Annotated in this window: 11 protein-coding genes; 6 read left to right on the forward strand and 5 right to left on the reverse strand. The window is 58.4% G+C overall.

The genetic code is table 11. From position 1 onward, the window contains the following. The first annotated feature begins 21 nt into the window (after positions 1-21). A complete protein-coding gene (locus tag J2Y39_RS07800) occupies positions 22-1,287 on the forward strand; it encodes a sel1 repeat family protein (protein WP_052392202.1) in 1,266 nt (421 codons plus the stop codon). Positions 1,288-1,936: 649 nt separating this feature from the next. Continuing rightward, positions 1,937-2,467, forward strand: coding sequence for a hypothetical protein (locus J2Y39_RS07805; protein WP_310216456.1), 531 nt, complete (start codon positions 1,937-1,939; stop codon positions 2,465-2,467). Positions 2,468-2,517: 50 nt separating this feature from the next. On the opposite strand, the gene J2Y39_RS07810 is transcribed toward J2Y39_RS07805, so the two are convergent. Beyond that, the gene (locus J2Y39_RS07810) at positions 2,518-4,146 is read right to left on the reverse strand and encodes an ATP-binding protein (RefSeq protein ID WP_310216459.1); all 1,629 of its coding nucleotides are present in this window, start codon (positions 4,144-4,146) and stop codon (positions 2,518-2,520) included. A gap of 114 nt (positions 4,147-4,260) precedes the next feature. Between J2Y39_RS07810 and J2Y39_RS07815 the strand changes: the two genes are divergently transcribed. After that, positions 4,261-4,863 carry a response regulator transcription factor gene (locus J2Y39_RS07815; RefSeq protein ID WP_056789353.1) on the forward strand — a complete coding sequence of 201 codons (603 nt, stop codon included), beginning with the start codon at positions 4,261-4,263 and terminating at the stop codon, positions 4,861-4,863. Positions 4,864-4,869: 6 nt separating this feature from the next. Here the strand turns inward: J2Y39_RS07815 and J2Y39_RS07820 are convergent, their stop codons facing one another. After that, entirely contained in the window at positions 4,870-5,868 is a 999-nt protein-coding gene (locus J2Y39_RS07820) for a bile acid:sodium symporter family protein (RefSeq protein WP_041480047.1), read from the reverse strand. Positions 5,869-5,950: 82 nt separating this feature from the next. Between J2Y39_RS07820 and J2Y39_RS07825 the strand changes: the two genes are divergently transcribed. Then, positions 5,951-6,739 (forward strand): helix-turn-helix transcriptional regulator, encoded by a 789-nt coding sequence (locus tag J2Y39_RS07825; protein WP_310217335.1) that lies wholly within the window; start codon positions 5,951-5,953, stop codon positions 6,737-6,739. Between the two features lie 238 nt (positions 6,740-6,977). Continuing rightward, positions 6,978-7,952, forward strand: a complete 975-nt coding sequence (locus tag J2Y39_RS07830) for a TerC family protein (protein WP_150635069.1) — start codon at positions 6,978-6,980, stop codon at positions 7,950-7,952. Positions 7,953-8,076: 124 nt separating this feature from the next. Here the strand turns inward: J2Y39_RS07830 and J2Y39_RS07835 are convergent, their stop codons facing one another. Both J2Y39_RS07835 and J2Y39_RS07840 read right to left on the reverse strand, forming a co-directional pair. After that, positions 8,077-9,177 (reverse strand): polyamine ABC transporter substrate-binding protein, encoded by a 1,101-nt coding sequence (locus J2Y39_RS07835; RefSeq protein ID WP_041480044.1) that lies wholly within the window; start codon positions 9,175-9,177, stop codon positions 8,077-8,079. A 249-nt stretch (positions 9,178-9,426) separates the two neighbouring features. Then, positions 9,427-10,833 (reverse strand): cytosine permease, encoded by a 1,407-nt coding sequence (locus J2Y39_RS07840; protein ID WP_310216464.1) that lies wholly within the window; start codon positions 10,831-10,833, stop codon positions 9,427-9,429. Positions 10,834-11,156: 323 nt separating this feature from the next. On the opposite strand from J2Y39_RS07840, the gene J2Y39_RS07845 reads away from it, so the two are divergent. Then, the gene (locus J2Y39_RS07845; RefSeq protein WP_016775037.1) at positions 11,157-11,642 is read left to right on the forward strand and encodes a flavin reductase family protein; all 486 of its coding nucleotides are present in this window, start codon (positions 11,157-11,159) and stop codon (positions 11,640-11,642) included. Between the two features lie 139 nt (positions 11,643-11,781). Here J2Y39_RS07845 and J2Y39_RS26445 read toward each other — a convergent pair whose 3' ends face one another. Beyond that, positions 11,782-12,549, reverse strand: a complete 768-nt coding sequence (locus J2Y39_RS26445) for a methyl-accepting chemotaxis protein (RefSeq protein WP_370593578.1) — start codon at positions 12,547-12,549, stop codon at positions 11,782-11,784. Between the last annotated feature and the right edge of the window lie 134 nt (positions 12,550-12,683).

The following is a 12,683-nucleotide window of genomic DNA, read 5'->3' on the forward strand; positions in this document are numbered from 1 at the left end:
GTTAATTACACAGGGAAGAAAATGAATCATTATAAAAATCTAATCAAATCGATTTTAAGTTTACTTTTTTTATTTAACTCAGTCACCGCATCGGCAGTGCTTTCACAGGAGCAGCAGGCAGCCAAGGAACGCGGCATTTCATTATATAAACAAGAGAAAAATGCAGAGCGTGAATTGCGCATTGCCGCTGAGGCTGGCGATGCAGAAGCACAATTTTATTTGGCGCAACAACTTCGACAAATGGAACTTAGTGAAGCGCTAGACTCGAAAGAATCTGTAAAGTGGTTCGTGGCTTCTGCCAATCAAGGCAATTTATTCTCCCTATATCAGTTATCTCACAACGTCAAGCTGTGTGTTATTGCTTCATTTTGTCCCAAAGGGGAAAAAAGCCGAGGTGAATGGGATCAAGAGTACAGAAAAACTTTAATGGAAAAATTTGCCTCAAATGATTTGCAACAACTAGGCGAACTAAATGATTGGGTAGCCAAGTCGGATGTTGTAGGAGAGTGGTTTCATCTACAGGATGAGCTTCGTTATGCAAAAAACCACAGGGTGGAAGATACGCGCGAATGGCTAGTACATTCTGCTAATCAAGGAAATTTTAACTCCCTACTTCGTCTGGCTCTTGATGATGGAGATAAATTATGCACGATCGTTGAGAACTGCCCGAAGGGAGATAAAACTCAGCGCGAGTGGAAATCAGAATTTGAGAAGATTGCGCGAGAAAAAATTGCTTCCGGTGACATGGAAGCTGCCTATTTGTTATACGTAGGCAATTCTGACTTTAATATGCTGATTAAATCAGCAGAGGGAGGGTACTCATTCGCACAATATCAGCTTGCCGAGAGTTATTCAGCTGGTGATGGATTTTTTTGGTGGTTTGGGCAGCGCCGCAAGGAAATCAACAAGTGGTATAAGCGAGCGGCTGAAAATGGCTATCCAAAAGCAATGATTGCCTATGCAGCCTCCATTTATGAAGATAACGGAGACCTATCAATTTCCCGGTATTGGCTAGAGGAGTCTGCGAAGGCGGGTGACAGCAATGGCATCGGTTTGCTTGCTCGAGAGTATGCAAGTAATCCAAATTACTATGGCTTTCCATTTGATATGGTGAAGGCTTATGGCCTTACGTTGCTTTTAGCAGGGTTAGATAATGATGAGTCTGATAAAGAGTATGATCGGGAAAGATTAGAAGAATATTCTGAAAAAATGACACCCGAACAAATCGAGCAAGGCAAAGCTTTTGCCGAAAAATGGAAGGTCACTCACCCGATTGAAGGCGTTTAATCTCAGCGGCCAGCGGGACCGGAAACAGGTGTCAAGCTTCGTGCTTCAAGTTGCTGAGGCCATCGTTGCAATGGTCGCATGCGATCAGTGATGGCTTACTGCCGATCGTGCCATCTGACGTTCCCTGCGGGCCGGACTTTCGCGGTGCGCGTTGAGCTAGGCCAAACAGCCGGCCCGTTTCACCCTTTCGGGCTTCAATCCCAAACGTTTCCGGCCTTCGGCCTGCGCTCACCAATTAGCTTGAGCCGAGCCAGTGAGTCGAACGCCTGTGGTTGATTGGCGAATTGCTCAACTACGTCGTGGCTGAAGGCTCTGATCAGTGCGGTTGTCAGTTGGGGTTGAGGACGTTGAAGACCTGCGCGCCGACCTGGCTCAGGCGCTGGCAAAAATGTAAACAGCTCCACACAACGAAGCCCGCACGATGCGGGCTTCGTCTTTTTTTGTCCGTCGATCTCCCCGCCGTGGCAGTTCCCGAGGCCGATCCTATACTCAATCGGCTCGATCAAAATTATCTCGACACCCGCACGCCGTTCGGTGTGCCCGTGCCTTTCGCCAACCAGGTAAAACCCAAGCCAATGAGTAACTGCTCCGGGCATACGCAACGGACGACATCTCATCGCATTCTGGCTGCTGGGTCGTGGAGAAAACCATGAAATACAAGTTGTTGTCAGGCGTGCTTCTTGCGGTAGCGGCCAGCGTTGTGGTGCCGAATGTCTTGGCGGCGCAACCGCAGGCGTTGGCTTCGGATGGGGCTGATCATGTTGGTGCTGGGGCGGTGGCTGCCGATGGTGCTGATCGCGTCGGCGCTGGCGCAGTGGCTGCCGATGGCGCCGATCGTGTCGGTGCCGGCGCGGTGGCTGCCGATGGCGCTGATCGTGTCGGTGCCGGCGCGGTGGCTGCCGATGGTGCTGATCGCGTCGGCGCCGGCGCGGTGGCTGCCGATGGTGCTGATCGCGTCGGTGCCGGCGCGGTGGCCGCCGATGGCGCTGATCGCGTCGGCGCGGGCGCGGTGGCTGCCGATGGCGCTGATCGCGTCGGTGCCGGAGCATTGGCAGCGGATGGGGCCGACCGCACCGGCGTCAACCGAGTGGCCTACTCCCGGGTCGGAGTCGGTTCTGATCGCGTGGCATCGGCGCTGATGACCGGCAGCTATTCCGACCAGTTCAACAGCCCACAATAATCGCCGCGAAATAACGGGCGAGCTCCTGAGCCGCCCGTTTACATCGGCCTTTACAGCATCTGTTCAACCGCTGCGCCTTGTCGATCACGCAGGGCGCGCAACGTCGCGCGTAACTCGGCCGGGCGCACAGGTTTCGACAGAATCGCAATCTGCCGGTCATGCAAGGCAGCCTGAATCTTCTCGACGTCATGCCCGGTGATGATCATCGCCGGCACTGCCCAACCGCGCCGCCTGCGCACTTCGTCAATGCATTCGATGCCAGTGGCGTGAGTGCCCAGGTCATAGTCGGCGACGATGATGTCGCAGTCGGTGACCAGGCCTTCAGCCGACCACTCGGCCTGCACCACGCAGCCCCAGCGTTCGAGCAACGCCGAAGTCGCGAGCAACACGTTGCGGTCATCCTCGACCAGACACACCTTCAGCCCGGTCAACAAACCTGCCTGCCGCGCTTCACTGCGAACCACCGGTGACTGCGGCGCCGCCACGATCGGCAACCCCGCAAGCGTCACAGCGGTGCCGCGTCCCAACCGTGAACGCAGAGCAACGTGCACATCGATCAGTTCACCAAGACGCTTGATGATCGACAGGCCCAGCCCGACGCCCTCGACATCTTTGTCGCGCACTTGCCGTACCCGATAAAACTCCTCGAAAACCTTGTGCAGATGCTCTTCGGCAATGCCGTTGCCACGGTCATGGATGACGATGGCCAGCCCTGCCCCACGTCTACGCACGCCGATCAGCACGGGTCGTTGCGCGCCGTATTTGAAGCAGTTGGAGAGCACGTTCTGCACCATGGTCGCGAGCAGCGCCGGGTCGGTTCTGACCCAGTGGTTGCACGGTCGCAGCCGCAGCTCGACGCCTGCCCAACGGGCCGCTTCCTGGTGTTGGCGTATCAGATCCGCAAGCCATTCACCGAGATTCAGCGTTTGCATTTTCGCTTCGATCCGACCGTTATCGAGGGTGTAGAGGTCGAGAATCGAGCGGAACAATTGCGAGACGTTGAGCAGTGAGCGGTCGATGTTATCGACCAGCCGCCGCTCGTCATCGCCCAGGCGCGACTCTCGCAGACACGCGGTAAACAGTCCGATGGAATGAATTGGCTGACGCAAGTCATGACTGGCCTGCGCCAGAAACCGCGACTTTTCCAGGTTAGCCGCCAGCGCTTCTTCCGACGCCTTGCGCGTGCGCTCAAGCAGCAAGTGCGCATAAAACGGAATCACCGTGCTGGTGATCAGCAGCATCAGCACCATGAACGGCTGCGCCTGCCAATACGGCGTCAGGCGATAGACCACCAGCAGCGCCACCAATGCAAGGCCGGTGGCGATTGCCAGATAGCGCGAGCCGTAGCGCATGCCGTTGCCGAGATTGACCCAGACCATCACCGCATACAACGGCAGCGCCGCTTCGCCGCCGATCACCAGTCCAAAACAGGTGCCGGTGTAATCGTGGACCATGGCAAAAATCCGCCGCGCCGGATAATGCCCGGGCCAACGCGCAATGGCTTGGCGGAACGCGATCGAAGCCAGCAGAAACAAGACAATGTAAGTGATGACCGGCAGGTAGGTATCGAAGCGATGGCCCGGCAGAAAACCCAGCACGACCATGTAAACCACCGCAATGGCAGCGATGATAATGCGCAGGTTGGCCTGGTCGAGTTCGGTATTTTTTTCGAACTTCATGGTAAACGTCCTTGTGCAGCAATCGTCAGTTTCGGAAGCAGCCTACAGGCAACCTTCGCGTCCAGTGCTAAGGTGCAGGCCTTGAATCACGCCTGACCCAGGGAGGGTCGCGTCATGACGTGCCGGATCATCATAGCCGACGATCACCCGCTGTTTCGCGAGGCGATGCTGCGCACCGTGCAGCGCTTGCTGCCCGATGCGGATACCTGCGAGGCTGGCGACTTCGACGCGGTGCTCAAGCTGCTGCCACAGGGCGACGAGCCGGACACGCTGATGCTCGATCTGCGTTTTCCCGGACTGACCTGCATCACTCAACTCGCCGACTTGCGCCAACGATTGCCGCGCACCACGCTGATCGTGGTGTCGATGGTTGACGATCAGACGCTGATCAGTGAAGTCATGGCGGCGGGCATTGACGGTTTTATCGGCAAGAACATTGCGCCGGATGAAATTGGCCAGGCGATTCTGGCGATCCGTGAAGGTGAGGTGCTGGTGAAGTCGGCGCCGTCCGGCTTGTTGCCGCTGGAAACTACGACGGCGCTGACGCCGCGTCAGCAGGACGTGCTGCGGTTGATTGCGCAAGGCAAGACCAACAAGGAAATTGCCCGTGAACTGGATATTTCGCCGTTCACGGTGAGGATCCATGTGTCTTCGTTGTTGCGCACGCTGGACGTGCCGACGCGGGCGGCAGCGGCGGTCAAGTATTCGGGTCTGTGAACCCTTTTATGGATCAACCTGCGCCATCAGATCCGGCACCGACTCCGGCCGTTTCGCATAGCGCTGCGCCAGCACCGCGCAGACCATCAGCTGAATCTGGTGGAACAGCATCAGCGGCAGAATCAGCACGCCGATGGTGCTGCCGGCGAACAACACCTGCGCCATCGGCACGCCGGTGGCCAGGCTCTTTTTCGAGCCGCAGAACAGGATGGTGATGCGGTCTTCCTGATTGAAGCCGAAGGCTTTGCTCAACAGAATTGATGCCACCAGAACCAGCGTCAGCAGGATGCAGCAGACCACCACCAGGCCGAGCAACTCGAACAACGGAATCTGCTGCCAGATGCCTTCGTTGACGGCTTCGCTGAATGCGCCGTACACCACCAGCAGAATCGAACCCTGATCAACGAATTTCAGCCAGTTCTTGTTGCGCCCTACCCACGCGCCGATCCAGCGGCGGGCGATCTGCCCGGCAATGAACGGCAGGAGCAATTGCACGCTGATCTTCACGATCGCATCGAGGGTCGAGCCGCCGTCGCCGTGGACGTTGAGCAGCAAAGTCACCAGCAGCGGCGTAAGAAAAATCCCGAACAGACTGGACGCGGCCGCACTGCAGATCGCCGCCGGAATATTGCCTCGCGCCAGCGAAGTGAACGCGATCGCCGACTGTACGGTGGCGGGCAATGCGCAGAGGTAGAGCATGCCCATGTACAGCTGATCACCGATCAGCGGTGACAACAGCGGTTTCAGCGCCAGACCGAGAATCGGGAAGAGCACGAAGGTCAGGCCGAACACCAGCAGATGCAGACGCCAGTGGCCAGCGCCGGCGATGATCGATTCGCGCGACAGCTTGGCGCCGTGCAGGAAAAACAGCAGGGCGATGGCGATGTTGGTCAGCCAGCCGAAGCCGACCGCGACCTGGCCGCTGGCCGGCAGGAAGCTCGCCAGCAGCACAACGCCGATCAAGGTCAGCGTGAAGTTATCGGGCAGAAAACGTGGGCGCGTCATGAGATTCATCCGGGGGTTGCCAGTGCGTACCGACGACTCTAACGTGACTGGCAATTACCGACTAACGCCGAAGAGCCGCAAGATGCCGCCTAAAGGACATAGCAAAAGCGTCCGCCGCAGTGTTCCCGGGTTGCCCAGCCTGCCGCGCCCGGTGTACGGACGCACCGAATCGCTGCCCAATCGCGCCCTCACCCGCCGCCACAGTCATCCGTGGGTGCAGTTGTCCTATGCGATTCAGGGCGTGCTCGAAGTGCAGACCAGCGCCGGCCGTTTTGTCGCGCCGCCGGAACGTGCGGTGTGGATTCCGGCCGGCGAGCCGCACCGGGTGTTCAGCGCACCGCATACGGAAATGCGCAGCCTGTACATCGATAGCAGCGTCACCGGTTGGGCGGCTGAGCATTGCCATGTGCTCGGCGTCAGCGCGCTGCTCAGGGAATTGATTCGCGCCTTCAGTCAGGTCCCGGTGGAATACGACGAGAGTGGCCCTGACGGACGCTTGGCCGAGGTGATCCTCGATCAACTCGCCGACGCACCGACCATCGACCTGATGCTGCCGCTGCCGCAAGACCCGCGCCTGAAGCAGATCTATCAGAGCCTGGAGCAACACCCGGAGCAGCAGACCACGCTGAGCCACTGGAGCGAAAAATTCGGTGTCACCGAAAAGACTCTGACACGGCTGTTTTTGCGCGACACCGGCCTGACCTTCCGCGCCTGGCGCCAGCGCCTGCGCTTGCTTGGCGCCCTGACCCCGCTGGAAAAAGGCGAGCGTGTGACCGATGTTGCGCTGGCTTGTGGATACGACTCGACCTCGGCGTTTATCGCCGCATTTCGTCAGCAGTTTGGCGAGACGCCGGGGGAGTTTTTCCGCTGACACTTCGTTTTTGCCGAACTGTCAGTCAGAAATAAACGATTTTTCTTTGCTCCAGATCCGTCGCTAGCATGGCCCCGTCTGACTTTGATCGAGAAGAGAAGATGATCCCTGTGGGAGCGAGCCTGCTCGCGAACGCGGTGGGTCAGCAACCTCAACTTCGCTGTTCCATCGCATTCGCGAGCAGGCTCGCTCCCACAGGAGATGTGCTTGCTGCAAATAAAAAGACAGGGAGCGTGCCATGCCTGCCACGAACATCAACATCGGCGAACCCTGGATGTGGGGTGCCTTCATCATCTTCGTTCTGGCCATGCTGGCCCTGGACCTGTTTGTCTTCGGTGGGCGCAAGGCGCACCGGGTGTCGGTGCGGGAAGCGTCGGCCTGGGTGGTTGCCTGGTGCCTGTTGGCGCTGAGCTTCGCCGGGTTGCTCTGGTGGTATCTGCATGGCGAATTCGGCAGTGAAATCGCCCGACAGAAAACCCTGGAATTTCTCACCGGTTATCTGATCGAGCAGTCCCTGTCGATCGACAACATGTTCATCTTCGTGATGATCTTCAGCTACTTCGCCGTGCCACCGGAATTGCAGCGGCGGGTGCTGCTGTACGGCGTGCTCGGCGCGATTGTCATGCGCGCGATCATGATTTTTGCCGGGGTGTGGCTGGTGTCGCAGTTCGAATGGCTGCTGTATGCCTTCGGTGTGTTCCTGATCATCACCGGGATCAAGATGCTGGTGTTCGCTGATCATCAACCGGATCTGGAAAAGAATCCGATATTGCGCTGGGTTCGCGGGCATATGCGCATCACCAGTGGCTTTCACGGCGAGAAGTTTTTCATCCTGCAGAACGGCGTTCGCTGGGCAACACCGATGTTCCTGGTGCTGGTGCTGATCGAGGCCAGCGACCTGATGTTCGCGGTCGACAGCATCCCGGCGATCTTCGCCGTCACCACCGACCCGTTCATTGTCTTCACCTCGAACATCTTCGCGATCATGGGCCTGCGCGCGCTGTACTTCCTGCTGGCGGACATGGCTGATCGCTTTCACCTGCTCAAGTATGGCTTGGCGATCGTACTGGTGTTCATCGGCGGCAAGATGGTGCTGATGCCGTGGTTCCACATGCCGGTGGAATGGTCGCTGGCAATCGTCGGGTCGGTGATTCTAGGGTCGGTGCTGTTGAGTCTGGCGACCAGCCGCGAGGCTGAACGCCGCACCGAATGACACCACACAACCCTACCTGTGGGAGCGAGCCTGCTCGCGAATACGCCGGATCATTCAACATAGGAGTTGAATGACACCCCGCTTTCGCGAGCAGGCTCGCTCCCACATTTGAAGTGCGATGCTCTTATTTATCGGATTTGATACTGGTCCACACCCGCGTGCGCACCCGCTCCATTTTCTGCGGCAACGGCTGCACCACATACAGGGTTTTCAGCGCTTCGCTGGTCGGGGTCAGGTTGGGGTTGTCGGTGATGTCCTTGTTGACCAGCGGCATCGAGTCCTTGTTGGCATTTGGGTAACCGAGAAAATCGCTGATCGGTGCGATCACTTTCGGGTCGAGCAAGTGGTTGAGGAATTCGTGGGCCTCGGCGACGTTCTTCGCGCTCTTCGGAATGGCGAACGTGTCGAACCAGATCGGCGCGCCCTCCTTCGGCAAACGCCAGTCGACCACCACGCCATTGCCCGCCTCTTTGGCGCGATTGCCGAACTGGTAGAAGCTGCCGGAATAACCGATCGCCACGCAGATGTCGCCGTTGGCAATGTCGGTCATGTACTTGGCCGAGTTGAAGTAGGTCACGTAAGGGCGAATCTTCATCATCAAGGCCTTGGCCTTTTCATAGTCCGCCGGGTTTTGGCTGTTCGGGTCGAGGCCGAGGTAATGCAGGGCCAGCGGCAGGATCTCCGACGGCGAATCGAGCATCGCCACGCCACAGGCCTTGAGCTTTTCCATGTTCTCGGGCTTGAACACCAGATCCCAACTGTCTACCGGCGCATTTTCGCCCAGGGCGGCCTTGACCTTGGCCGGGTTGAAGCCGATCAGCACGGTGCCGTACATGTACGGCACGCCGTACTGGTTGCCGGGGTCGTTGGCGTCGAGCAATTTGAGCAGGGCCGGATCCTGGTGCTGCCAGTTCGGCAATTTCGACTTGTCGAGTTTCTGGAACACGCCGGCCTTGATCTGGGTTTCGATGAACTGATTGGACGGCACCACCAGGTCGTAACCGGAGTTGCCGGTGAGCAGTTTGGCTTCCAGGGATTCGTTGGTGTCGAAGGTATCCCAGGTCACTTTGATCTTGCTTTGCTCGGCGAAGTCCTTGGGCACTGACGGCAGAATGTAATCCGCCCAGTTGTACACCCGCAGTTCGCGCTGCTCGGCCTGGACGGCGCTGGCCAGCAGCGTCAGGCCACACACGGTGGCGCCCAGAATGCGTTTGATCGTGACCATGGTTGTTTCCCCGAATGCGACGTGAGATCGATGGTTTTTATGTTCTGTACACGGCAGTGGCAGTAACGCTAGCCAAGGGCAAAAAAGGTCGAGCCTGTTGTTATGGTTTCGATTCTTGCTGACAGCGTAGCGCGATGACAGTAGGCGGCAGGCCAAAAGGGGATCGATATGGCCAATTTGCTTGACCGCCGAGATACGCACACAAAAATGCCCGGCACTGGGCCGGGCATTGCTGTGTTGCCGTTGGGATCAGTCGGTATAGCCGAGCCTGGCCGCCCTGCTCTGCTGCGCCTGACCACGGGTTGCGAGGCAGTAATACAGCGGCACCGTTACCACCAGACCGACCAGCCAGGACAGGTCGGCACCTTCCACCAAGTTGGCGTACGGCCCCACGTACAGCGAGGTGTTGGCAAACGGCAGCTGCACGATGATGCCGATGAAATAGGCAATGATCGCGTGCAGGTTGAAGCGCCCGTAGATCCCGCCGTCAGCGCGGAAGATCGAGGCGATGTCGTAGTTGCCGCGCTTGATCAGGTAGAAGTCGATCAGGTTGATCGACGCCCATGGCACCAGCACCAGCAACAGCGCGAGAATCAGTCCAATGAACTCGGAAATGAAATCCGCCGAAGCGCCGAGGGCGACCACGCAGCATCCGGCAAGGATCACGCTCGACAGCACCACGCGCACCTTGATGCTCGGCGTCCACTGGCTGGCGAAGGTCTGAATCGAGGTGATGATCGACAACACCGCGCCATACAGATTGAGCGCGTTGTGGCTGATGATGTTGAGCAGAAACAGCACCATCAGAATCGGCCCCAGCCAGCCGGTAGACTGCTTGACCGCCGCCATCGCTTCAGTGCCTTCCGGCGTCGCCAGCACTGCCACCGCGCCAAAACTGAACGACAGAATCGTGCCCAGCGTCGCGCCCAGATACGTCGCCCATAAGGGTTTGGCGATACCGATGTCTGCTGGCAGATATCGCGAATAGTCGGAGACGTACGGCGAGAAGCTGATCTGCCAGATGATCCCTAGCGACACCGTCGCCAGCCAACCGGAGAGATTGAAACTGCCGCGCGTCAGGAAGTCTGCCGGCAAGTCATGGGCGAAGATGTAGATGAACCCGGCGAGCAACGCGCCGCCCATCACCCAGGTGCCGATGCGGTTGAGGGTGTGGATGAAGTTGTAGCCGATCACACCGATCGCGGTGGCGGCCAGCGCGCCGATCAGAATGCTCAGCGGCACTGGCACCGAGGGCGCAATGCCGACAATGGATTTACCGGCCAGCACGATGTTGGAAATGAAGAAACCGATGTAGATGAGCGCCGCAAAGAACACGATCAGCAGTGCGCCATAACGACCGAACTGACCGCGACTCTGGACCATTTGCGGAATTCCCATGCGCGGGCCTTGGGCCGAGGCCAGCGCAATCACCACGCCGCCGATCATATGCCCCAGCGCAATCGCCAGCAGCCCCCAGAACAGATTGAGGTGGAACACCTGGACCACCATGGCGCCGGTGACGATGGGCAGTGGCGCAATGTTGGTGCTGAACCAAAGAGTGAACAGATCGCGGGCCTTCCCGTGGCGTTCCGCGAGTGGGACGTAATCGACCGTATGATTCTCGATCAACGGATCTTGCCGGGACATCTGGGACATATGCATGAACTCGAGTTTGTCTGTTTTTATCTTTGTATGAAGCCAAACCGGGAGGACTCTTGGGTCGCCCCTCAGATGCAGACCATATTATGGTATTCCAAACTTTGCACAAGCCTGATCCGCTGATTCTGTCGCTGTCTGATCCGCTATCCTCGCTGATCCCACCCCTGACCGGCTAGCTGAAAGCCCCGTAAACACTGAGTTTCCGACGAAAGTGGCACGTTTATCGGTTCACCAGAAAAGCTCTTGCAAGATATGTATTACGGTATACCATCAGACCTACTAACCATAAAAACCGCGTCACACCACCCGAGGACCACCCAATGATCGATGCTGCCATTTACAAACAAGTCATGGGCTCGTTCCCGTCCGGCGTCACCGTTATCACCACGCTGGACGACGACGGTCAGATCGTCGGCCTGACCGCCAGCGCGTTCAGCTCACTGTCGATGGACCCGGCGCTGGTGCTGTTCTGCCCCAACTACAGCTCCGACTCCTATCCCGTACTGATCAAGAACAAACGCTTTGCGATTCACCTGTTGTCCAGCGTGCAGCAAAGCGAGGCCTATGCCTTCGCGCGCAAAGGCAAGGACAAGGCGCAGGGCATCGAGTGGACGTTGAGCGAACTGGGTAACCCGATCCTCGCCAATGCCACGGCGGTGATCGAGTGCGAGTTGTGGCGTGAATACGAAGGTGGCGACCACGCGATCATGGTCGGCGCAGTGAAGAACCTGATCGTCCCCGAGCAGGTCGCCGGGCCGCTGGTGTATTGCCACGGCAAGATGGGTGCGTTGCCGGTTGTGGCGTGATTTTCACATCCGCCGAAAATCCATGTGGGAGCGAGCCTGCTCGCGAATGCGATGGGTCAGTTGTTACATTTTTGACTGACCCGACGCCTTCGCGAGCAAGCTCGCTCCCACAAGTTTTGGTGTTGCCTGGGCGACCGTGTCAGGTCCTAAACCGGCTCACCAACTGATTCAACGTCTGCGACAACGCCGTCAGGTTCTGCGCATCCTGGCGAGTCGAATCCGCCAGGCTCGCCACTAACTGCGCATCACCATGAATCTGGCTGATGTGCCGATTGATGTCCTCCGCCACTTGATGCTGTTCCTCCGCCGCCGTGGCGATCTGGGTGTTCATGTCGCGGATCACGTCGACCGATTCACGGATCAATTCAAAACTCGCCCGCGCCTCGTTGATCGACACCACGGTTTCCTGCGACACCTCAAGGCTGGCGTGCATCTGCTTGCCCATCTGGTGGGTGCGCCGCGCCAGATTGCCCAGCAGTGCGTCAATCTCACCGGTCGAGTCCGAGGTGCGTTTGGCCAGCGCCCGGACTTCATCGGCGACCACGGCAAAGCCCCTGCCCTGTTCACCGGCGCGCGCGGCCTCGATGGCGGCGTTGAGCGCGAGCAGATTGGTCTGCTCGGCAATCGAGCGAATCGTGCCGAGGATCGACTGGATGTCGTTGCTGTCCTGCTCCAGTTGCTGCATCGACTCGGCGCTGTGGCCGATCTCCTGACTCAAACGCCCGACATTACTCACCGCCGCGTCGATCTGCTGCTGCCCGGTGTGAGCCTGACGCTGACCGTTGTCTGCCGAGTCGGCCGCCTGACTGCACGAGCGCGCAACCTCGTTGGAAGTGGCGACCATTTCGTGAAACGCCGTAGAAACCATGTCCACCGCCTCACGCTGACGCGAAGCCACGTCGGCCATTTCCGCCGAGACCTCGGTGGCGCTGCCGGAGCTGCTGTGAATCTGCCCCGCTGCTTGGCCGATGCGCTGAATCAACGTACGAATCGCTTCGAGAAACTGGTTGAACCAGCCGGCCAGTTGCGCGGTTTCGTCCT

Source organism: Pseudomonas sp. 2957, assembly GCF_031456345.1.
GTDB lineage: Bacteria > Pseudomonadota > Gammaproteobacteria > Pseudomonadales > Pseudomonadaceae > Aquipseudomonas > Aquipseudomonas siliginis.

Coding starts and splice junctions, on each gene's coding strand:
- J2Y39_RS07810 (WP_310216459.1), bottom strand. CDS start 4,146: ATGAAGTTCGAAAAAAATACCGAACTCGACCAGGCCAACCTGCGCATT.
- J2Y39_RS07820 (WP_041480047.1), bottom strand. CDS start 5,868: ATGACGCGCCCACGTTTTCTGCCCGATAACTTCACGCTGACCTTGATC.
- J2Y39_RS07805 (WP_310216456.1), top strand. CDS start 1,937: ATGAAATACAAGTTGTTGTCAGGCGTGCTTCTTGCGGTAGCGGCCAGC.
- J2Y39_RS07830 (WP_150635069.1), top strand. CDS start 6,978: ATGCCTGCCACGAACATCAACATCGGCGAACCCTGGATGTGGGGTGCC.
- J2Y39_RS07800 (WP_052392202.1), top strand. CDS start 22: ATGAATCATTATAAAAATCTAATCAAATCGATTTTAAGTTTACTTTTT.
- J2Y39_RS07825 (WP_310217335.1), top strand. CDS start 5,951: ATGCCGCCTAAAGGACATAGCAAAAGCGTCCGCCGCAGTGTTCCCGGG.
- J2Y39_RS07845 (WP_016775037.1), top strand. CDS start 11,157: ATGATCGATGCTGCCATTTACAAACAAGTCATGGGCTCGTTCCCGTCC.
- J2Y39_RS07835 (WP_041480044.1), bottom strand. CDS start 9,177: ATGGTCACGATCAAACGCATTCTGGGCGCCACCGTGTGTGGCCTGACG.
- J2Y39_RS07840 (WP_310216464.1), bottom strand. CDS start 10,833: ATGTCCCAGATGTCCCGGCAAGATCCGTTGATCGAGAATCATACGGTC.
- J2Y39_RS26445 (WP_370593578.1), bottom strand. CDS start 12,549: ATGGCCGACGTGGCTTCGCGTCAGCGTGAGGCGGTGGACATGGTTTCT.
- J2Y39_RS07815 (WP_056789353.1), top strand. CDS start 4,261: ATGACGTGCCGGATCATCATAGCCGACGATCACCCGCTGTTTCGCGAG.